Here is a 20612-nt window from a genome sequence, read left to right as displayed (position 1 = left end):
CGGTCAGGGGCACGCCGGAGTACAGCGACCCGAGGTGGGTCACCGTGCCCGGGAGCACATCGAGCCCGTCGGCCTTGAGCGACAGGCCGGTGACATCTATCCTGGTCTTGAGCCCGCCGGGAAGTTCAAAGTACCTGCAACCGTCGTACTGCTGCAGATACTCCAGACCGCGAAGCGTCAAGGGCTCGTCATTGATCAACTCTGGCGCGATGAAGCGCGCGATGGTGGTGAGTCGCTGGATGCCGTCGACGATCACCCAGCGGTCCTCACCGCTTTCGGCGGCATAAAGTGTTGGCAACGGTATGCGGAGCAGCAGCGATTCGATGAGCTTGCTCTGAGCGACCTCGCTCCAGATGCCAGCAAAACGCTGAAAGTCGGGCGCGAGATCGAGGACTCCACGCCGGAGCCGCGCCAGTAGCAGGTCGACTGTCATGTTTCGCGTCTGAACGTCGATCTTGGCCGGATCGAACGGCTCGTGGATCAGGCCGTCCAGCGGTTCCTCTTCCGCCTCGACACCCGTACTCAAGCCCCTGAAGTCGTACTCCACCGGTATGTCAAGCTGCTCTTCCCCGCTCACGCCGATTCCGCTGATCCTTCCCTGCGATGAGCCACCGCCATATCAGGCGTCGTGATCCAACAGTATCCAGGTCACCCGCGCTAGCACATCGCTGTTGCACCGCGAGCCTGGATGATGTTGGTGGACTGCAAGCCGCCATGGATCGGCAGGCATCCGTACCAGTCCTCGTACGCGCGGGTGAGGTGCCCCAGAGATTCCGACAGCCGACGTGCGTCCTCGACAGACCAGACGTGATCGCGGTTCCAGCGAGTGATCATCGAGGCCTGCCGTGCGGACAGCTCCCCGCCATCGATGGATCTTGACTTTCAACAGCTCGTTGTCATCCACCGAGACGATGCGCTGCCGGGCGCTGTCCCCGGCGAACTGAGCGGACGCCTTGCGGACCAATGGGTGGTCGATCTCGTCCAGACGCCCGGCGTACCCTCCCGCTGACCGAAGACCGGACCGTCATCCTCCAAGCCCACCAAGAGCAGGCGGTCGACGCGGCAGCCCTCGCGGAAGTACTCGGCCACTTCCCAGCGAGGCATGGACGGGCGTGCTGTTCGGTGTGGCGGAGTCGTTCAAGTGGCTGGACCTGTGGCTCACCTGCAGCCTGAGCCGGATGCCCGTGCAACGCTCAGCCATCGACAGCAGTATGGTCAAGCCCCAGTTCGGCTGGGGTGCCATGGCGGTCATCGACAAGGCCGACCTCGCCTACCTCACCCTGCGCCCCGCCGCGCGCGGCGGTGGTCCCAGATGGCTATACGAAGTCGGGGTCAACTCCGACATCTCCGTGAGATGGCGGCACGACCCAACATCACCATCCAGGTCCTGCCCTTCTCCGCCGGCGCGTCGACCGGCATGTACGGCCCGTACGTCGTTCTTGAGTTCCCGCAGCCGGGGCTGGGCAAGGTCGTCTTCCTGGAGAACCTCACAGGAGGGCTGTATCTCGAAACCGAAGAAGAGGTCGGTAGATATACGCTGGCATTTGACCATCTGCGGGCGTCTGCACTACCGACAGAAGAGTCGATGAAGCTGATCTCCGCAGTAGCCGGCGAACTGTAGGAAGTGCGTGTGGAACAACTGAGCGGACGATCTGCCACTGAGCTTCAGGTCAGATGGCGTAAGAGCAGCCACAGCGGTGACAACAGCAACTGTGTCGAAGTCGCCGCCCTGGCCAACGGTGATGTGGCCGTAGGCGACTCGAAGAACCGTGTCGGCCCAGTGTTGATCCTCTCGGCGGACGAGTGGGCGTCGTTCGCCGGTGCGCTTCGGGAGGGTCTACTCCGTCCGTAGACCCTGGGCCGCCGGATCTATCACCGAAGACAAGCTGAAGGTCGAGCCGGAAACAGTGATCGCCCGAGCTGGGCTCGGGCGATCACTGTCACGCGGAATGGCCGAGGAGGGTTACTTCTCCTTGAGCCAGCTCATCATCGGGCGGAGCTTGGCGCCGGTCTTCTCGATGGAGTGCTCGGCCAGCTCCTCGCGGTACTTGCGGAAGTTGCTCTGGCCGCCGTCGAACTCCTCGACCAACTCGCGGGCGAACTCACCCGACTTGATCTCGCCGAGGATGCGCTCCATCTCCTTCTTGGTCTCGGAGGTGACGACGCGCGGCCCGCGCGAGTAGCCGCCGTACTCGGCGGTGTCGGAGACCGACCAGTACATCTTGGAGATGCCGCCCTCGTACATGAGGTCGACGATGAGCTTCATCTCGTGGAGGCACTCGAAGTAGGCGACCTCGGGCTGGTAGCCGGCCTCGATCAGCGTCTCGAAGCCGGTCTTGATCAGCTCGGACACGCCGCCGCACAGCACGGCCTGCTCGCCGAACAGGTCGGTCTCGGTCTCCTCGGTGAAGGTCGTCTTGAGCGCGCCGGCGCGGGTGCCGCCGATGGCCTTGGCGTACGAGAGCACCAGCGGCCAGGCGTCGCCGGTCGCGTCCTTCTCGACGGCGACCAGGACCGGGACGCCGCGACCGGCGGTGAACTGCCGGCGGACCAGGTGGCCCGGGCCCTTGGGCGCCACCATGGCGACGTCGACGCCCTCGGGCGCGTCGATGAGGCCGTAGCGGATGTTGAGGCCGTGCCCGAAGAACAGCGCGTCGCCCTCGACGAGGTTCGGCGCGACGTGCTCGGCGTAGAGGTGACGCTGGATGTGGTCGGGCGCGAGGATCATGATGAGGTCGGCCTCCTCGGCCGCCTCCCCCGGGCTGACGACGCGCAGGCCGTCGTTCTCGGCCTTCTCGCGGCTCTTGGAGCCCTCGGGCAGGCCCACCCGGACATCCACGCCGGAGTCCCGGAGCGACAGCGCGTGGGCGTGGCCCTGGCTGCCGTACCCGAGCACGGCCACGTGCCGACCTTGGATGATCGACAGGTCGGCGTCGTCGTCGTAGAAGATCTCAGTCACTAGCTTGCCTTTCGTGATTTCGTACGGCTCGCGCCCGCGCGCTCAAGCGCTGCGGTCCAGGGCCCGGAGCGAGCGGTCGGTGATGGAACGGGCGCCGCGGCCGATGGCCACCATGCCCGATTGGACGAGCTCCTTGATGCCGAACGGCTCCAGCACCCTGATGAAGGCGTCGAGCTTGTCCGGCGTGCCGGTGACTTCGATGGTCACCGCGTCCGTGGCGACGTCCACGCAGCGGGCGCGGAAGAGCTGCACGAGCTCCAGCACGTTGCCGCGCGTCTCGGCGTCGGCCCTGACCTTGATCAGCGTCAGCTCCCGCTGCACGGACTGGGAGGAGTCGAGCTCGACGATCTTGATCACGTTGACCAGCTTGTTGAGCTGCTTCGTGACCTGCTCCAGCGGAAGCTCGGCGACGCTGACGACGATGGTCATCCGCGAGACGTCGGCGTGCTCCGTCGGCCCGACGGCCAGCGAGTCGATGTTGAAGCCCCGCCTGCTGAACAGCGAGGCGACCCGGGCGAGGACGCCCGGCTTGTTCTCGACGAGAACCGACAGCGTGTGGCGGCTCATGCGTTCCCTCCCGCGAAACCCGTCAGGCGTGCGAAGCGGCTCACAGCAGCTCCTCGTTGTCCCACACGGGAGCCATGTCCCGTGCGATCTTGATCTCGTAGTTGCCGGTGCCCGCCGCGACCATGGGCCAGACCATGGCGTCCTTGTGGACGACGAAGTCGATGACCACGGGCACGTCGTTGATCTCCATGGCCTTGCGGATCGTCGCGTCGACGTCCTCTGGCCGCTCGCACCGCAGGCCGACACAACCGTACGCGTCCGCCAGCTTCACGAAGTCGGGGATGCGACGGACCGTCTTCAGGTCGGAGTTCGAGTAGCGCTCGTTGTAGAACAGCGTCTGCCACTGCCTGATCATGCCGAGGTTGCCGTTGTTGATGACGGCCACCTTGATCGGCACGCCCTCGATGGCACAGGTGGCGAGCTCCTGGTTGGTCATCTGGAAGCAGCCGTCGCCGTCGATGGCCCACACCGTGGCCTCGGGCCGGCCCATCTTGGCGCCCATCGCGGCCGGGACCGCGAAGCCCATGGTGCCCGCGCCGCCCGAGTTGATGAACGTGCCGGGGATCTCGTACTTGACGAACTGCGCGGCCCACATCTGGTGCTGGCCCACGCCCGCCAGGTAGTAGGCGTCCGGCCCGACGATCTCGCTGAGCCGCTCCATGACGTACTGCGGGGACAGCGAGCCGTCCTCGGCCTGGTCGTACCCGAGGGGGTAGGTGTCCTTGTAGCCCTGGAGCAGGGTCCACCAGGCGGCGTAGTCGCCGGCGCGACCCTCGGTGTGCTCGTGCTCGACGGCCGCGACCAGGTCGGTGAGGACCTCCCGGCAGTCGCCCACGATCGGGACGTCCGCGTGGCGGTTCTTGGAGATCTCGGCCGGGTCGATGTCGGCGTGGATCACCTTGGCGTGCGGGGCGAAGCTGTCGAGCCGACCGGTCACACGGTCGTCGAAGCGCGTGCCGAGGGCGACGATCAGATCGCTGCGCTGGAGGGCGCCGACGGCCGCGACCGTGCCGTGCATGCCGGGCATGCCGAGGTGCAGCCGGTGGCTGTCGGGGAAGGTGCCCCTGGCCGTCAGCGTGGTGACCACGGGGATGCCGGTCAGCTCGGCCAGCTCGGCCAGCTCGGCCGACGCCCGCGCCTTGTGCACGCCGCCGCCGACGTAGAGCACCGGCCGCTTGGCCTCGACCATCAGGCGCGCGGCCTCCCTGATCTGCTTGGAGTGCGGCCGGGTGACCGGACGGTAGCCGGGCAGGCGCATCGTGGGCGGCCACGCGAAGGTGGTCTTCGCCTGGAGCGCGTCCTTGGAGATGTCGACCACCACGGGGCCCGGACGACCGGTTGAGGCGATGTGGAATGCCTCGGCGATGATCCGGGGGATGTCGTCGGCGTCGGTGACCAGGAAGTTGTGCTTGGTGATCGGCATGGTGATGCCGGAGATGTCGGCTTCCTGGAAGGCGTCCGTGCCGATCAGAGGAGACGCGACCTGGCCGGTGATCGCGACGATCGGCACCGAGTCCATGTAGGCGTCGGAGATGGCGGTCACGAGGTTGGTGGCGCCGGGACCACTGGTGGCCATGCACACCCCGACGCGCCCGGTCGCCTGGGCGTACCCCTCGGCTGCGTGGCCGGCACCCTGCTCGTGACGTACGAGCACGTGCCTGAGCTTGGTGGAGTCGTAGAGCGGGTCGTAGGCGGGCAGGATGGCACCGCCGGGGATCCCGAACACCGTGTCGACCCCGACCTGTTCCAGTGCCCGGACGAGGGCCTGCGCACCTGTCATCTCTTCGGTCATCGGCTCGTTTCCTTGCGTGGCTGAGCTGGGTGTGGCCATAAAAAATGCCCCGCCCGCCGGTATGGCGGTGCTGGGGCTGGCGCGCAGGCTGGGGACTCTTCGTCAGCGACCCGCGCGCCGGCGAAGTACTACACCGTCAAGCCAGGCTCGCGAGAGCCCGGCGATGAGGTCCCCAGTGATACGCATGCCGCAACGATAGCCCCTGACACATCCGACGTGTCAAATCCCCGGACACATGTCTCACAATATGGGATCTCGGAGGGAGAAAGCTAAGCGGTGTTCTGGAGTGGCGACAGGCTCGTACGCATCAGCGAGTCGACCCCTCTCGCCGCCATGGGCCTGGCCACCAGATAGCCCTGACCTCGGGTGCAGCCCATCTCACGCAGGAGCTCAAGCTGCTCGGGACGTTCGATGCCCTCGGCCACGACGATCAGCCCGAGATCGTGGCCGAGCCGCACGATCGTGCGGGTGAGCAGGGTGAGCGTTTCATCGCGGCCGAGACCTGAGACGAACGACGGGTCGATCTTGATCATGTCGACGGGCAGCCTGCGGAGCAGGGCGAGGGACGCGTACCCGGTGCCGAAGTCATCGATCGCGAGCCGCACGCCGAGAGCGCGCAGCTCCGACAGGCGGTTGATGATCTCCTCTGCGTCCTCGACGAGCATCTCCTCGATGACTTCGAGGGTCAGGGCGCTCGCGGGCAGGCCGCTCTCGGCGAGGGCCTCCTCGACGGTCTCGACGAACCGGGGATCGGTGATCTGGCGGCTGGACAGGTTGAGCGAGAGCCCGATGTCCCACGACGACGCCCGCCAGCCGGCGACCTCGCGGCAGGCCTCCCGCAGGATCCACTCGCTCAGGGGGACGATCAGCCCGGTGTCCTCGGCGGCGCCGAGGAACTGCTGGGGAGGGACGAACGTGCTCCCCCGCCACCAGCGCACCAGGGCCTCCACCGCCGTCACCCGCGACGTCGCGAGGTCGACCACCGGCTGGTACTCCACGGCGAACTGGTTGGCGAGCAGCGCGCGCTGGAGGTCGGCGGCCAGCTCAAGCCGCCGTACGACGTCGGCGTGCATGTGGGCGGCGAACACCTCGACCCGGCGCCCGCCGAGCTCCTTGGCCCTGGCCATCGCCACGTCGGCGTTGCGGATGAGGTCGCCGGCGGGGACGCCGTCCTCGGCGAACGCCACCCCGACGCTGGCGGTCAGCGCGATGTCGCGGTCGGCCACCCGGAAGGGCTCTGAGGACACCGCGCGCACCAGCCGCTCGGCGAGGTCGATGGCGATCTGCGCGTCCGCCGTGCCCGAGCTCCCCGACGCGCCAAACCCGCCCGAGCTGCCCGACTCCAGGAGCACCGCGAACTCGTCGCCGCCCCAGCGGGCCAGCGTGTCGTCCGCGCGTACGGCCGCGCGCAGCCGCCGGGCCGCCTGGCTGAGCAGGTAGTCGCCGCTGGCGTGGCCCACGGAGTCGTTGACGCCGGTGAACCCGTCGAGGTCGACGAAGACCACGGCCGTGCGCCCCGTGCCCCTGCGGGCGAGCACCTCGCGGGTGCGCTCCTCGAAGTAGGCGCGGTTGGGCAGGCCGGTCACACCGTCGTGGAAGGTCAGGTGGGCTACCTGGTTGCGCAGGGCGACCTGGTCGCTGACGTCGCGCGTGGAGATGAGGACGAGATCCTCGCCCTCGCGCGGGTGCCGGGTGGCGACGGACTCCGCGGGGCACCAGGTGCCGTCGGCCGCGCGTACCCGGCAGGCGACCCTGCAGGCGCTCTGGCGGTCGGCGGAGGACTCCTCATCGGCCGACATCGCCCGCAGCGCCGCCTGGACGGCGGGAGCGTCCTCCGAATGCACGTAGTCGAAGATCGAGGTGCCGACCAGATCCTCCGGGCGGTAGCCGTAAAGCTCCTCGACCCCGGACCCCATCTCGCGGACGACCCCCTCGGGGTCGCAGACGAGGACGAGGTCGCCGGCGCTCTCGGCGAGGTGCATGAGCCGCCGCTCGCCCGACTCCACGGTGCCGCGCATGCTCGCGGTCTCCAGGGCCAGCACGAACACCCGGGCGAGGAGCACGGCCACGACCGAGCCCGCGACGATCGGCAGCACCGGCACCGGGTCGTCGGGCCGGCCCGCGAGCACGCGTACGACCAGGACGACGGCGGCGACGCCCGCCAGGGCCAGCGGCGCGCCGTCGACCACGGAGGAGGGCGCGGACCGTACCGGCTTGGCGCAGGCGCGGCTCGCCCAGGGCGTGGCGGCGAGCAGCAGGAAGGTGACCGAGGCCAACATGCCCGCGACGAGCGGCGGGGTGCCGCCCGCGGTCAGCCGCCCGAGGGCCGTGGCCAGCTCCCCGACGGTGATCGCCGCGAGCACGGCGAGCGCGGCCATGCCCGCCCGCCGTCCGCCGGAGCGGGCGGCCAGCACGGCGGGGGCCACGGCACAGGTCATGAGCAGGCACACCACGGGCAGGGCCAGCGTGCTCGGCTCCTCGGCCTTGGCGTAGGCGGGCGCGAGCAGCACGACCCAGCAGATCGTGAAGAGGGACGCGGCGCTCACGTAAGCGCTGGAGACGTAGTGGAGCAGCGACCTGCCGTACGCGGGACGCCCCACGCTGACGCCGCATCCGATGGCGAGCAGCAGGGTGCCCACGAGCAGCAGGACGTCGGCGAAGGTCAGCACGAAGGGTGTGCCCTCGGCGATCGGCCGCAGGCCGACGCCCGCCAGCCAGGTGATCGCCCCCCCGGCGAGCCAGCGCCAGGACGAGGAGGGGGGAGGCGGGGCGGTGCGTATGGCCGCCACGAACAGCGAGACGACGGCGAGGAGTCCCGCCACCACTCCCGCGACCGCGGTGACGACGGTGGAGGACCCGCCGACGAGAAGGGCAGCCGCGAGGCCCACCGCGCCGAGCCCGGCGGCGGCGGTCAACGGGACCCTTGGGTCACGAAGGCCGTTCAACGTCGTCGCCCATGCGGCTCATCCCTGTCACGTCGCCAGTGTCGCGCCCGCCCGGCGGCGGAAGGGGCGACAACCGCCCAGTCGTCACCGATCTGATAACCGCCGTGGTGCCCGCGAACGGTTCGCGTGGTGAGATTCACGGTACGCAGCGGAGGTCACGAGGCAGCCACGGTCTGGGTTTGCTTTCCTATCGGTCCGAGTCAGAAAGACATGTCAAGCGTGTCAGTAGGACCCCGTGATCACGTTGTTCAGCGGCTCCCCGGACAAATATCTCAGCATCTGAGACCGTACGAGCTTGCGCACGCGCCGGATCGAGGCGGGCGTGCTGCCGGCCACGTGCGGCGTGATGAAGACTCCCGGAGCCGTCCAGAGCGGATGTCCCTCGGGAAGGGGCTCGGGGTCGGTCACGTCGAGCGCGGCCCTGATCCGGCCCCGCTGGAGCTCGGCGACGAGCGCGCCGGTGTCGACCACGGGGCCCCTGGCCGCGTTGACCAGCACCGCGCCGTCCTTCATCCTCGCGAGGAACGCGGCGTCCACCAGGCCCGCCGTGCCCGGGGTGGAGGGCACGAGCAGCACCACCACATCGGCCTCCGGCAGCAGGGCGGGAAGCTCGTCCTGCCCGTGGACGCCCTCACGGGCGGTGCTCGCCACCCGTACGACGTCGACCTCGAACCCGTCGAGGCGACGCTCCAGGGCCTGGCCGATGGAGCCGTACCCGACGATCAGCACGGTCGCGTCGGCCAGGGCGCTGGTGTAGCGGTAGGCCCACTCGCCCCGGCGCTGGGCGCCGGTGAAGGCGGGGAAGTCGCGCAGCACCGCGATCATCGCGCCCACGGCCCACTCGGCGGTCCCGGCCTCGTGCACGCCCCGCGCGTTGCACAGGACGACCCCGTCGGGCAGGTGCGGGCGGTAGGCCTCCACGCCCGCCGTGACGGTCTGCAGCAGACGCAGCTTGGCCATGCGGCCAAGGAGCTCCGGGGTCTGGCGCGGGGGCACCAGAGGGGGAACCCAGACCTCGATCTCCTCGGCCCCCTCGGGCGGCCGCGGGCCACCGTCGTACAGGACGCAGTCGACGTCGGGCAGATCGGTCAGAACTTCGACGACGGCCTGCGAGGGAGCCCAAATCTTCATGACCGTCAAGCCTAACGACCCCCTACTGGGCCGGGAACCTCGTGACGCCGGCACCAGTATGGAGTCACGGAGGAGGTCCACTATGTCGAACCGAACCTTTTGTTCCCGCGATATCGAGCCCCGAGCCACCACCCACTGGCGCGCCGCGGTCGCCCGGCGGGCGTTCGCCGCGATCACGGCGGTGGCGCTGGTGGCCGGATGCACCCCCGGGACGGCGGCGCGCGGAGGCGGCGAGGAGGGCGGCACACCGTCCCCTCCGGCGAGTTCCCTTCCCCAGAAGGAGCCGGGGGAGCCCCGGACGCTCGTCGAGGGGCTGTCCGTGCCGTGGGCGATCGCGTTCCTGCCCGGCGGCGACGCGCTGGTGACCGAACGCGACTCCGCGCGCCTGCTGCGGGTGACCCCGGCCGGGGAGACCAGCCCGGTGGGGGTGGTCGACGGCGTGTCCGCGAGCGGGGAGGGCGGCCTGCTCGGCGTCGCGGTCTCCCCGAAGTTCACGCAGGATCACCATGTCTTCGTGTACTTCACGGCGGCGACCGAGAACCGCATCGTGCGCTACCGCTACGACGGCGGCCTGAAGGACCCCGAGACGATCCTCAGCGGCATCCCCAAGGGAAGCATCCACAACGGCGGGCGGCTCGCGTTCGGCCCCGACGGGTACCTGTACGCCTCGACGGGCGAGACCGGCGACCGTCCCCTCGCCCAGGCCCTCGGCTCGCTGGGCGGCAAGATCCTTCGCATGACCACCGACGGGAAGGCCGCCCCCGGCAACCCGTTCCAGAACGTGATCTGGAGCTACGGCCACCGCAACGTCCAGGGCATGGCCTTCGACCCCTCCGGCCGCATGTACGCCTCGGAGTTCGGCCAGAACACCTACGACGAGGTCAACCTGATCAAGAAGGGCAGGAACTACGGCTGGCCCGCGGTGGAGGGCTTCGGCGGCCAGAAGCAGTACGTCGACCCCCTGCTGACCTGGTCCACCGACGAGTCGTCCCCGTCCGGCATGGCCTACGCGGGCGGGTCGCTGTGGGTGGCGGCGCTGCGCGGGACGCGGCTGTGGCAGATCCCGCTGTCCGCCTCCGGCCAGGTGGGCAAGCCCATCCCCCGGTACGAGGGCCGGTTCGGCCGGCTGCGGGCCGTCGCGGCGGCGCCGGACGGCAACCTGTACGTGTCGACCAGCAACAAGGACGGGCGGGGCTCCCCCAGGGAGGGCGACGACCGCATCCTGATCATCCCCATGAGCTGAGGGGGGTCACCCCGGCAGCGGCTCCACGATGGTGTCCGGGCTCGGACTCTCGCGCCCGGCGGACCCTGCGATCGGGGTCGTGCGCGCGTGTACGCAGGTCACCTTCGCCTGCGGCTCGTACACCGTGGTCTCGGGCCGGTCGCGCTTGACGACCTCGCCGTCCTCGTAGAAGACCCGGGTGACCGTGACGGTGAATCCCGGCGCGCCCTCCATCGGGAGGCAACCGGGGTCGCTGTCGGACTTGCTCTCCGGCTGGGTCACGTCGGACCGCTCGGAGGTCTCTACGTCGATCCGGTCGTACCGCTTGGTGCTCCACAGGGTCACGGTCACGGAAGTGGCGCTGTAGGAGGCTTCGACCAGGACGCCGTGCTCCGTGTCGTTCCTCCACCGCAGGTCGGTGTCGGGATACGACACCGCCGCGTCCCGCCCGGGGGGGTAGCGCGAGACGTGGAACGCGTGCGCGGTGTGCTCGACGTCCTCCATGCCGGCGGTGTACGCCGCGTTGTACATGGTGGTCGCGAGCTGGGAGACGCCTCCGCCGACGGCGATGACCAGGCGGTCGTCCTCGATGGCCTGCGCGGGGACGAACCCGCGCGCGGCGTCCGGCTTCCCGACGACCTCGTTCAGCGAGAACGTCTCCCCCGGCTTCACCAGCCGGCCGTCCACGAGGTCGGCGGCCTTGTGGATGTTGGTCACCCTGGCGGCGCAGCACGGGAAGTACGTCGTGAAGAAACCGATCTGCTCCTTCACGCCGAGCTTCATGGCGGCCTCGTCGGTGAGGAGAGGCTGGGTGATGGCGAGGGAGACCGGGATCGTACGGCTTCCGCCCCCCGTGACCACGTCGGCCACCGCGGCGGCGAGCTTGGCGGCGTCGACGCCCTTGCCCGTGCGGGCGTGTACGAGCTTCGGCGCGCCGCCCTCGATGACGAACCCCGCCTCTCGCGGTGTCTCGGCGACGCCGACAAGCCTGGTCGAAAGGCCCGCCGCGGCCGTCCAGGCGTCGAACCGGGGTCGTACCACCCCGCGCTGGTCGGCCGCGAAGCTCAGGTGGGCGGCGATGACCGGCGGGGAGAGAGTCACCCGCCTGCTGCCGTTCGCCAGGACGATCGGCGCCGACACCGCCCGTCGCGCCATCTCCAGATGGCCGTCGAACGCGGCCTTGCCCGCCCTCGGACGTACGGGGATCACCGGCAGCGACACCGAGGCGGGGGCGTTGACGAAGGCCCGCTTGATCGCCTCCCCCGTGGCCCTCTGGTCGAGGACGACGCCCTCCTTGGGAGGGATGATCTGCGGGGTCGTTCCCTTGTAGACGATCGCCCCCTCGTGGGCGGGCCGGTCGACCTGCTTGGCGATCTTGCGCACCCGCTGGCTCAGCTTGGCGGAGTTCGTGGAGATCCGGAGCGGCAGGACGCGATCTCCGGTGAGCGAATGCCAGACGGCGAGGGGACTGGGGAACCCGGTCTTGGCGTCGGCGACCGTGGCCTCCACGTCGATCGTCAGCCCCGCGTCGCGCGGGTCGAGCGCCCCCACCCGCCGGCCGTCCAGCATGAGGCCGACGGCTTCGTGGTCGTTGCCGTCGAAGCGCTGGTGGATGCGGTCGATCGCCTCGGTCTCGGTCAGGCTCCCGATGTGTACGTCCGCGACGTGCGTGCCGGGCAGCACCCTGCCCCACATGTACGTGGCGGGGATCGCGTAAGCGAGCAGGAAGAGGAAGGCGAGCCCGCCCGTGAGGATCAGGAAGACCCGTAACCTGCTTCGAGGCTCGGACGGCTCGGGCAGGATGACGACCGAGGGCTCGACCGCCGGATCGTCGGCGCTCCTGCGCAGCCGCACGTTCGCGGTCATGGGCCACGGTTCGGCCGGAGGCGCGGGAGGAGGCAGGGTCACCGATTGGCCCGGCCCGCCGATCCCGGACGGCGGCGTCCGCGCGAAGATGTCGGGCGACACGCCGGGCGGCAGGGGCGAAACGCCTGGGGGAAGCTTCTTGCGCCCGCCCGCGGGACGCGCGGGCGTACTGTCCCTCGAATACTGGCGGTCGACGGGCAATGCGACGGGGGAGTCTGGACGCACCGCCGCGAACGGGTCGGGCGGCGGGTCGATGGACGCTCCGGCGTTCCGCACGCCCTCGTCTCCTCCCGCTCCGTACCGGTTCCCCCGCATCACCCTAAACCAACATCACTCGCAAATTCCTCTACATCTTTGGATGAATCCAGTCCCAGGTATAGAGAATTCCCGCTTGTACACGTACTAAGTACGAGGGGGTACGGCGGGCCCCGGACGGCACGACGGGCCCCGCGAACGTGCGCGGAGCCCGTGCGCCCGGCCGTACGGCCGGGGTGTTACTCGGAAACGCCGAGCTTCTCCAGGATCAGCTCGCGGGCACGGCCGGCGTCGGCCTTGCCACGGCTGGCCTTCATCACACCGCCGACCAGCGCGCCCACCGCGGCGATCTTGCCGGAGCGCACCTTGTCGGCCGCGTCGGCGTTCGAGGAGAGCACCTGGTCGATGATCGAGGACAGCTCGCCCTCGTCGCTGACGATGCGCAGGCCGCGCGCCTCGACGACCTCGTCAGGGGAGCCCTCCCCCGCGAGCACGCCTTCGAGCACCTGGCGGGCCAGCTTGTCGTTCAGCGCGCCGGACGCCACCAGCTCGACGACCCGCACGATCTGCGCGGGCGTGATCGGCAGGTCGGCGAGGGAGGTGCCTGCCTCGTTGGCGCGCCGCGCCAGCTCGCCCATCCACCACTTGCGCGCGTCGGCCGCGGGCACGCCGGCCGTGACCGTCGCCTCCACCAGGCCGATGGCGTCGGCGTTGTGCATCGCGGCCATGTCGAGGTCGGAGACGCCCCACTCGGCCTGGAGCCGCCTGCGCCGCACGGTCGGCAGCTCGGGAAGCTCGGACCGCAGCTCCTCGACCCACTCGGGGGTCGGGGCGATCGGCAGCAGGTCGGGCTCGGGGAAGTAGCGGTAGTCCTGCGCCTCCTCCTTGGACCGGCCGGGCGTGGTCGCGCCGGTGTCCTCGTGGAAGTGGCGGGTCTCCTGGACGATCCTGCCGCCGTCGGCGAGGATCGCCGCCTGCCGCTCGATCTCGCCGCGCACCGCCCGCTCGACGCTTCGCAGCGAGTTGACGTTCTTGGTCTCGGTGCGGGTGCCCCACACGCTCGACCCCCGGGGCATGAGCGAGACGTTGACGTCGCACCGCATGGAGCCTTCCTCCATGCGCACGTCGGAGACGCCCAGAGTGCGCATCACCTCGCGCAACTCGGTGACGTACGCCTTGGCGACCTCGGGGGCGAGCCGGTCGGTGCCCTCGACGGGCTTGGTGACGATCTCCACGAGGGGGATGCCCGCCCGGTTGTAGTCGACGATCGAGTAGTCGGCGCCCTGGATGCGGCCCGTGGCGCCGCCCACGTGCGTGGACTTGCCGGTGTCCTCCTCCAGGTGGACCCGCTCGATCTCGACCCTGACCGTCTCGCCGCCCACCTCGACGTCGAGGTACCCGTTGACGCACAGCGGCTCGTCGTACTGGCTGATCTGGTAGTTCTTCGGCATGTCCGGATAGAAGTAGTTCTTCCGGGCGAAGCGGCACCACTCGGCGATGGTGCAGTTCAGCGCCAGGCCGATGCGGATCGTCGACTCGATGGCCTTGTCGTTCGCCACCGGCAGCGCGCCGGGCAGCGCGAGGCAGACCGGGCAGACGTGGGTGTTCGCCGGCGCGCCGAACGTGGTCGGGCACCCGCAGAACATCTTGGACGTCGTGCCCAGCTCGACGTGGGTCTCCAGGCCGATCACCGGCGCGAAACGCTCAAGCGCCTCGTCGTACGGCATGACGGTCGCCGTTTCAACCATGCTGGTAACCCAATCCTTCCAGAGCTTCGATCATGTCATTCCACCATTGCCGGAAGGCAGGCACCTTCCTCATTTCACTGATGTCAGCGGTCTCCGCCACCGACACGAAGAAGCCGCGAAGCACGCCACGCCTGCCGGGATTCATCCCGGCCTCGTCCTTCAGCAGCCCCTCCAGGACCGCCTTGGGATCACGGCAGGACTCCACGGCCGGACCTGAGACGAGTCTGGCCGCCAGTCTCTGGCGGCCCAGCACCTTGACCAGGGCCCCGTAGTCGGCGAGCAGCCACGCCTCGGTCTCGCGCACCGGCACGACCGCCACGAGGGGCTCTGTGAACGTGCTGTCCTCCCACGTCTTCCGCATCCTCCCGATGACCTCATCCGACTTGGCGGCCGGAGCCCCATCGTGGTGAAAAAGCACCACGTCGAAGGTGCCGCGCTCCTGCTCCAGGGACTTCAGCACAGGGTCGGGATGCTGGTTGCCCGCCTCTGGCAGACTCCTGACCTCCTGGACCTCCCGGCAGCCGGGGAAACGCTCGACGACCATGACCTCAAGCGCCCGGCGCAGCAGGATCGGCAGGTACCAGTCGTCCGAGATGCCTTCCCTGACGAGCACACAGCTCAGACTCCGCATCAGACCGGTTCCTCCAAACCGGCCCGGAACCTGTTCAGCTCCGAATCGGTGACCCGGGGCCACCGCTCGCCCTCGACCCTCACGGGGCCGCCGCCCTCTCTGAGCCATCTCACACGGCTCACCCTGCTGGCCTTCCCGTCTTCGAGAACGGTGGTCATGTCGAGGAACGCGATGTTCGCGTACGGCACCGCGTCGAGCACCACCGGCGAATGGCTGGTGAAGATCGCCTGACGATAACGGACAGAAGATCCGTCATCGTCGCGCTCCGGAGGCTCGCGCAGATCGGTCACCAGACCTTGGGCCAGGCCGAGCAACTGCCGCAGCCGTTCAGGGAAGACGCCGTTCTCCGGCTCCTCGACGGCCATGGTCCCGTGATCATGAAGGACCGCCAGGATGGCCAGCATTCGCAGCGTGCCGTCGGAGGCCAGGTCGGCCCCTAGCCCCTGCTCATACGGCGACGAGAACTCCAGCCGCACATCCCTGCGGCGCTCGTCTTCGAGGATGGCGAAGTCGCTTACCTCCCTCACGAGGCCGACGAGATGCATTTTTATCTCGCCGACCACTCCCAGCGGCCAACTCTTCGAGCCGGTTTCCCTGGCCAGGTGCCGCAGGTAGTTGGGCAGGTCACGCCCAGCCGCGGTCATGTGCCGAGGGCCCCCCAGTTCGCTGGGCTGACGAAGCGCGCCGGCCTCAAGATGAAGGAACCGAACCCCCGCGAATTCGACCAGCAATGCAGAGAAAAGAGAGGAGGGGTCGTTCGACGCTTGTGCGCCGGACCTGTCCCGCTTGGGCCCCCTCGTCATGTACAACAGCAGGCCCGAAGACTCCGGGAATGACGCGGGCAGCTCAGAGGGGATCTCGATGACCCGTGAGGCCTTGTGTCTGATCAATCCGCTGGTGACCCATTCCGGCGCCATGCCGTCGAGACCTCTCCACCTGTCCTGATCGGCAGAGAGCCCCACGAGTCGCTGTCCACGGACGGCTATCCCCTCAAGCTCGTCTTCGGGCTCGGCCCAAACGAGATCGAGCTCGTAACGCCAGCGGTTGGGCACGTGCTGTGGTAGCCCTCCCAGGATGAACTCCAGAGCGAAGCTCATCCTGTCCACTCGAATGCCGTCGCCGCGCCTCCGGAACAGACTCCGGGCGTCGCCGCGAACCGCGGCCACGGCGGCGTCCAGTCCATGAACGCCCGCCGTGGAGACGAAGGTCAGGGCGTCCAGCAGGTTGGACTTGCCGCTGGCGTTGGTGCCGATGAGGGCGAGGAACGGCGGCAGGTCGAGGGCGAAGCTCTCGAACGACTTGAAGCCGTCGATCTCGATGCGGGTGATCATGCCGCCGTCCCTCCTCTCTAGAGCGTCGGCGCCTGGGACAGCAGGCCGCCGCCCCAGCGGTCCTCGAAGGCCCTCTCCACAGCGGCGCCCACGCGGTAGCAGCGCTCGTCGCCGAGGACCGGGGCCATGATCTGGAGGCCGACCGGGAGGCCGTCCTCGTCGGCGAGGCCGCACGGCACCGAGATGGCGGCGTTGCCCGCGAGGTTGGCGGGGATCGTGCACAGGTCGGCGAGGTACATCGCCATCGGGTCGTCGGCGCGCTCGCCGATCGGGAACGCGGTGGTGGGCGTGGTCGGCGAGACCAGGACGTCCACCTGGTGGAACGCGGCCTCGAAGTCACGCGCGATCAGCGTGCGGACCTTCTGCGCCGAGCCGTAGTAGGCGTCGTAGTAGCCGCTCGACAGGGCGTAGGTGCCGATCATGATGCGCCGCTTGACCTCGGAGCCGAAGCCGGCGGCGCGGGTCAGCGCCATGACCTCCTCGGCGCTATGGGTGCCGTCGTCGCCGACGCGCAGCCCGTAGCGCATGCCGTCGAACCTGGCGAGGTTGGACGAGGCCTCGGACGGGGCGATGAGGTAGTAGGCGGGAAGGGCGTAGGTGAAGCTCGGGCAGGAGACCTCGACGACCTTGGCGCCCAGGGACTCCAGCAGGTCGACGGCCTCCTGGAAGCGGGCCAGCACGCCCGGCTGGTAGCCCTCGCCGCCGAACTCCTTGACCACGCCGACGCGCAGCCCCGCGACATCGCCGCGACGCGCGGCCTCGACGACCGGCGGCACCTCGGCGTGGATCGAGGTGGTGTCCATCACGTCATGGCCGGAGAAGGCCTCGTGCAACAGCGCCGCGTCCAGCACGTTGCGGGCGAACGGGCCCGGGGTGTCGAGTGAGGAGGCGAAGGCGATCACGCCGTACCGCGAGGAACCGCCGTAGGTGGGCTTCATCCCGACGATGCCGGTGACGGCGGCGGGCTGCCGGATCGAGCCGCCCGTGTCGGTGCCGGTGGACAGCGGGGCCTGGTAGGAGGCCACGGCGGCGCTCGAACCCCCCGAGGAGCCGCCGGGGATCCGGCCGAGGTCCCACGGGTTGTGGGACGGGCCGTACGCGGAGTTCTCGGTGGAGGAGCCCATCGCGAACTCGTCGAGGTTGGTCTTGCCGAGGATCACCAGGCCGGCCTCGCGCAGGCGCGCGGTCACCGTCGCGTCGTACGGCGGGCGGTAGCCTTCGAGGATCTTCGACCCGGCGGTGGTCGGCATGTCCTTGGTCGTGAAGACGTCCTTGTGCGCGATCGGCACGCCCGCGAGCGGGCCGAGCTCCTCGCCGGCGGCGCGCCTGGCGTCCACCGCGCGGGCCTGCTCCAGCGCCGATTCGGTGGCGACGTGCAGGAACGCCTTGACCTTGGGATCGACCTCGGCGATGCGGTCGAGGTGCGCCTGGGCCACCTCGACGGCGGAGACCTCGCCGGAGGCCATCAGGGCGCCCAGCTCGGCGGCGGTCTTGCGGGTGAGGCTCATGCCTCCTCCCCGAGGATGCGCGGGACGCGGAAACGGTCGTCCTCGACGGCCGGAGCGGCCGCCAGCGCCTGCTCCGGGGTCAGGCTGGGCCGTGCCTCGTCGGGACGGTAGACGTTCGTCAGCGGCAGCGCGTGTGAGGACGGCGGCACGTCGTCGGTGGCGACCTCGGCGACGCGCGCGACCGCGCCGATGATGACATCGAGCTGCGCGGCGTAGTGGTCGAGCTCGGTGTCGGCCAGCGCCAGCCGGGACAACCGGGCGAGGTGAGCGACCTCGTCGCGGGTTATGGCGGACATGAGTCGTTAACCCGTTTCATGGATGGCAATTGGACAGTGTCATCCTAGGGCTCGTGACCGAACGTGGCCGAACCATTAACCATGGTTCTCCGAGGCCATGTGCGCGTCGGACGGCCGCGGGCCCCGCGTAGCCGGGGATCTCCACGCCCGCACCGGCCGGGCGAAAGCCCTAGAGGGTCGTGACCTCGGCGGACTCGCAGCGGTCGTACGAGGGCGAGCTGAGCCGCTCGCGGAGCCAGGCGGTCGTCTCGGAGGCCGGCATCGGCTCGGCGAACCGCCATCCCTGGCCCGAGTCGCAGCCCATGTCGCGAAGGCGCTGGGCCACCTCCTCGGTCTCGACGCCCTCGGCCACCGACCGCAGGCCGAGGGACCTGACCAGGTCGACGATCGAGCGGACGATGCGCTCGTCGTCCACCGACTTCCCGAGCCGCTGGACGAACGACCCGTCGATCTTGACCTCGCGCACCGGGAGGCGCTGGAGTCGGACCAGCGAGGAGTAGCCGGTGCCGAAGTCGTCGAGCGCGAGCGGGATCCCGAGCGCGACCAGCGCGTGCAGCGAGTCGGAGCTGTAGGCCTGGTCGGTCATCAGGATGCGCTCGGTCACCTCAAGCTGGATCGCCTCGGCGGGGAGCCGCAGGCGGTCGAGTCCCGCCTCAAGCTGGTCGGGCAGCGCGGAGTCGAGCAGGTCACGGGCCGACACGTTGACCGAGACGGGCACGTTGAGCCCCGAGTGCCACCAGCGGGCCGCCTGCTCCAGCGCGGCGTCGATCACGTGCTCGGTGATCTGGCGCATGAGGTACGACTGTTCGGCGAGCGGGATGAAGTCGGCCGGGGAGACCGGCCCCCGGTCGGGATGCCACCACCGCAGCAGCGCCTCGACGCCCTGCACCTCGCCCGACGAGAGGCTCATCTTGGGCTGGTAGTGCAGCTCCAGCTCGCTCCCGCCGACGGCCCTGCGCAGGTCGCCGAGGAGGTTGAGCCGCTCGGGCGAGTTGCGGTCCTTTTCGGCGAGGTAGACCTCGACCCCGGTCCGGCCCTCCTTGGCGAAGTACATCGCGACGTCGGACCGCTGGAGGAGCAGCTCGAAGTCGGGCGCGTGGTCGGGGTACAGCGCGATGCCGATGGAGGCGTCAAGGTCGAAGGTCATGCCCTCCAGCCGTACGGGCTCGGTGAGCGCGGCCCTCAGCCGGGCGGCCACCTCGCGGGCGGCGACGGAGTCGCGCACGGTCGGCAGGAGCACGGCGAACTCGTCGCCCCCGAGCCTCGCCACGACGTCGCCCGGCCGCACGCTGTGGGTGAGCCGGTGCGCGACGATCTGCAGCAGCCGGTCGCCCACGGGGTGGCCGAGGGTGTCGTTGACCTCCTTGAACCGGTCGAGGTCGAGCAGGAGCAGGCCCACCCGCACGTCCTCGCGCGCCTCGGCAAGCGCCTCCTCCGTACGAAGGATCAGCAGCTTGCGGTTGGGCAGGGAGGTCAGCCCGTCGTGCATGGCCTGGTGGTCGCGGCGCACCGACAGCGACGCGGTGAAGTACATCGTGGCGAGCGGGGCGACGAACAGGGGGACCAGCGCGGTCGAGTGGCTCATGACGACCACGACCGGCGGGGCCAGCCCGAGGAGGGCCGCGTACACGAGGCTCTGGTGCCCGATCGTCGTGCGGATCACCCGGAGCAGCGGCCGGCGCTCGTGCAGCGCGACGGCCCCGCAGACCAGGACGCCGCGCACCGCGAAGTAGGCCACGGCCGCGAGCGCGACCGCCGTGATGTCGGTGCCCTCGGGCACCCAGGGCGTGGCCGGATGGGGGTGGTGCCCGAAGGCGGCCAGCACCACTCCGGCCGCGGTGGAGGCCAGGGAGACCTGCGCGACGTTGAACACCGTGCGGTGCCAGGCCCTGTGGTGCGACAGACCGCTCACGACCAGCGCCAGCGAGTGGATCAGCACCGCGACGGACAGACCGTGGTAGAGCAGAACCGCGAAGGTGAACAGCGTCGAGGTCGCCGTGCCCCCGGCCAGGCGCGAGGTGGAGACCACGATCGGCCGTAGCTCTCCCAGCACGACCAGGGCCACGAGCATCCAGAACAGCGGGGTGCGCGCCAGGGTGGCCAGCTCGCTGAAACCGAGCCGGACCTCGGCGACGAGCAGCGCCACGAGCCCGGTGGCGACGACCCCGGTCAGGTAGGTCCAGAGCGGGGAGAAGGGCCGAGGTGCGGTGTCGCGCGTGTCGGATGGGTCCGTCATAGGCAAGTAAACCCCCAAGAGGTCACTATGGGAGGGTACGACCTCTGGGCCACTTCGCGAAACCGGTTGGGCACGTTCCGTCACCGGCAATTTCGGCGCTCCAGCTCTTCCTGTTCGTGACGAGC

The 20612-nt window shown here is 69.6% G+C and carries 16 protein-coding genes; 3 read left to right on the top strand and 13 right to left on the bottom strand.

Features of this window, described 5'->3' with window-relative positions; all coding sequences use genetic code 11:
* The coding region (locus AB0B89_RS10715; RefSeq protein ID WP_358550879.1) for a DUF262 domain-containing protein at positions 1–577 on the bottom strand (577 nt) is incomplete at its 3' end.
* A 525-nt stretch (positions 578–1102) separates the two neighbouring features.
* Between AB0B89_RS10715 and AB0B89_RS10710 the strand changes: the two genes are divergently transcribed.
* Together AB0B89_RS10710 and AB0B89_RS10705 are read left to right on the top strand one after the other, a co-directional pair.
* A complete protein-coding gene (locus AB0B89_RS10710) occupies positions 1103–1621 on the top strand; it encodes a Scr1 family TA system antitoxin-like transcriptional regulator (RefSeq protein WP_358550877.1) in 519 nt (172 codons plus the stop codon).
* Positions 1622–1624: 3 nt separating this feature from the next.
* On the top strand, positions 1625–1852 hold the full coding sequence (locus tag AB0B89_RS10705) for a DUF397 domain-containing protein (RefSeq protein WP_358550875.1): 228 nt from the start codon (positions 1625–1627) through the stop codon (positions 1850–1852).
* 111 nt (positions 1853–1963) lie between these two features.
* Here AB0B89_RS10705 and ilvC read toward each other — a convergent pair whose 3' ends face one another.
* The 5 genes from ilvC to AB0B89_RS10680 form a co-directional block, all read right to left on the bottom strand.
* On the bottom strand, positions 1964–2950 hold the full coding sequence (gene ilvC / locus AB0B89_RS10700) for a ketol-acid reductoisomerase (protein WP_358550881.1): 987 nt from the start codon (positions 2948–2950) through the stop codon (positions 1964–1966).
* Between the two features lie 51 nt (positions 2951–3001).
* Positions 3002–3526: an acetolactate synthase small subunit gene (gene ilvN, locus AB0B89_RS10695; protein WP_358550873.1), complete on the bottom strand. Its 525-nt coding sequence runs from the start codon at positions 3524–3526 to the stop codon at positions 3002–3004.
* Positions 3527–3566: 40 nt separating this feature from the next.
* Positions 3567–5357 carry an acetolactate synthase large subunit gene (locus AB0B89_RS10690; protein ID WP_358550871.1) on the bottom strand — a complete coding sequence of 597 codons (1791 nt, stop codon included), beginning with the start codon at positions 5355–5357 and terminating at the stop codon, positions 3567–3569.
* 230 nt (positions 5358–5587) lie between these two features.
* Positions 5588–8233 (bottom strand): EAL domain-containing protein, encoded by a 2646-nt coding sequence (locus AB0B89_RS10685; protein WP_358550869.1) that lies wholly within the window; start codon positions 8231–8233, stop codon positions 5588–5590.
* A gap of 252 nt (positions 8234–8485) precedes the next feature.
* Positions 8486–9394 (bottom strand): 2-hydroxyacid dehydrogenase, encoded by a 909-nt coding sequence (locus tag AB0B89_RS10680; protein ID WP_358550867.1) that lies wholly within the window; start codon positions 9392–9394, stop codon positions 8486–8488.
* An 82-nt stretch (positions 9395–9476) separates the two neighbouring features.
* Here AB0B89_RS10680 and AB0B89_RS10675 point away from each other — a divergent pair, with 82 nt between their 5' ends.
* On the top strand, positions 9477–10637 hold the full coding sequence (locus tag AB0B89_RS10675) for a PQQ-dependent sugar dehydrogenase (protein ID WP_358550865.1): 1161 nt from the start codon (positions 9477–9479) through the stop codon (positions 10635–10637).
* A gap of 6 nt (positions 10638–10643) precedes the next feature.
* Here the strand turns inward: AB0B89_RS10675 and AB0B89_RS10670 are convergent, their stop codons facing one another.
* The 7 genes from AB0B89_RS10670 to AB0B89_RS10640 all read right to left on the bottom strand — a co-directional run bounded on the left by AB0B89_RS10670 (position 10644) and on the right by AB0B89_RS10640 (position 20487).
* Positions 10644–12758, bottom strand: coding sequence for a VanW family protein (locus AB0B89_RS10670; RefSeq protein ID WP_358550863.1), 2115 nt, complete (start codon positions 12756–12758; stop codon positions 10644–10646).
* A 218-nt stretch (positions 12759–12976) separates the two neighbouring features.
* Positions 12977–14485 carry an Asp-tRNA(Asn)/Glu-tRNA(Gln) amidotransferase subunit GatB gene (gene gatB / locus AB0B89_RS10665; RefSeq protein WP_358550861.1) on the bottom strand — a complete coding sequence of 503 codons (1509 nt, stop codon included), beginning with the start codon at positions 14483–14485 and terminating at the stop codon, positions 12977–12979.
* Positions 14478–15116 carry a DUF4276 family protein gene (locus AB0B89_RS10660; protein WP_358550859.1) on the bottom strand — a complete coding sequence of 213 codons (639 nt, stop codon included), beginning with the start codon at positions 15114–15116 and terminating at the stop codon, positions 14478–14480. The genes gatB and AB0B89_RS10660 overlap by 8 nt, the downstream gene beginning before the upstream one ends.
* Positions 15116–16447, bottom strand: a complete 1332-nt coding sequence (locus AB0B89_RS10655) for an AAA family ATPase (RefSeq protein ID WP_358550857.1) — start codon at positions 16445–16447, stop codon at positions 15116–15118. Before AB0B89_RS10655 ends, AB0B89_RS10660 begins: the two co-directional genes overlap by 1 nt.
* A gap of 17 nt (positions 16448–16464) precedes the next feature.
* Positions 16465–17955 (bottom strand): Asp-tRNA(Asn)/Glu-tRNA(Gln) amidotransferase subunit GatA, encoded by a 1491-nt coding sequence (gatA, locus tag AB0B89_RS10650; protein WP_358550855.1) that lies wholly within the window; start codon positions 17953–17955, stop codon positions 16465–16467.
* Positions 17952–18251: an Asp-tRNA(Asn)/Glu-tRNA(Gln) amidotransferase subunit GatC gene (gene gatC, locus AB0B89_RS10645; RefSeq protein WP_358550853.1), complete on the bottom strand. Its 300-nt coding sequence runs from the start codon at positions 18249–18251 to the stop codon at positions 17952–17954. The genes gatA and gatC overlap by 4 nt, the downstream gene beginning before the upstream one ends.
* 169 nt (positions 18252–18420) lie before the next feature.
* Positions 18421–20487 carry an EAL domain-containing protein gene (locus AB0B89_RS10640; protein WP_358550851.1) on the bottom strand — a complete coding sequence of 689 codons (2067 nt, stop codon included), beginning with the start codon at positions 20485–20487 and terminating at the stop codon, positions 18421–18423.
* Between the last annotated feature and the right edge of the window lie 125 nt (positions 20488–20612).

This window comes from Sphaerisporangium sp. NPDC049002 (assembly GCF_040649355.1).
Classification (GTDB): domain Bacteria; phylum Actinomycetota; class Actinomycetes; order Streptosporangiales; family Streptosporangiaceae; genus Sphaerisporangium.
This window is presented reverse-complemented; position numbering and strand designations above follow the sequence as displayed.

Bases quoted from the DNA above. Each gene is read 5' to 3' on its own strand.
- gatC (WP_358550853.1), bottom strand. From the start codon at position 18,251: ATGTCCGCCATAACCCGCGACGAGGTCGCTCACCTCGCCCGGTTGTCC.
- AB0B89_RS10660 (WP_358550859.1), bottom strand. From the start codon at position 15,116: ATGCGGAGTCTGAGCTGTGTGCTCGTCAGGGAAGGCATCTCGGACGAC.
- AB0B89_RS10710 (WP_358550877.1), top strand. From the start codon at position 1,103: ATGGACGGGCGTGCTGTTCGGTGTGGCGGAGTCGTTCAAGTGGCTGGA.
- ilvN (WP_358550873.1), bottom strand. From the start codon at position 3,526: ATGAGCCGCCACACGCTGTCGGTTCTCGTCGAGAACAAGCCGGGCGTC.
- AB0B89_RS10690 (WP_358550871.1), bottom strand. From the start codon at position 5,357: ATGGCCACACCCAGCTCAGCCACGCAAGGAAACGAGCCGATGACCGAA.
- AB0B89_RS10675 (WP_358550865.1), top strand. From the start codon at position 9,477: ATGTCGAACCGAACCTTTTGTTCCCGCGATATCGAGCCCCGAGCCACC.
- gatA (WP_358550855.1), bottom strand. From the start codon at position 17,955: ATGAGCCTCACCCGCAAGACCGCCGCCGAGCTGGGCGCCCTGATGGCC.
- AB0B89_RS10655 (WP_358550857.1), bottom strand. From the start codon at position 16,447: ATGATCACCCGCATCGAGATCGACGGCTTCAAGTCGTTCGAGAGCTTC.
- AB0B89_RS10640 (WP_358550851.1), bottom strand. From the start codon at position 20,487: ATGACGGACCCATCCGACACGCGCGACACCGCACCTCGGCCCTTCTCC.
- gatB (WP_358550861.1), bottom strand. From the start codon at position 14,485: ATGGTTGAAACGGCGACCGTCATGCCGTACGACGAGGCGCTTGAGCGT.
- AB0B89_RS10680 (WP_358550867.1), bottom strand. From the start codon at position 9,394: ATGAAGATTTGGGCTCCCTCGCAGGCCGTCGTCGAAGTTCTGACCGAT.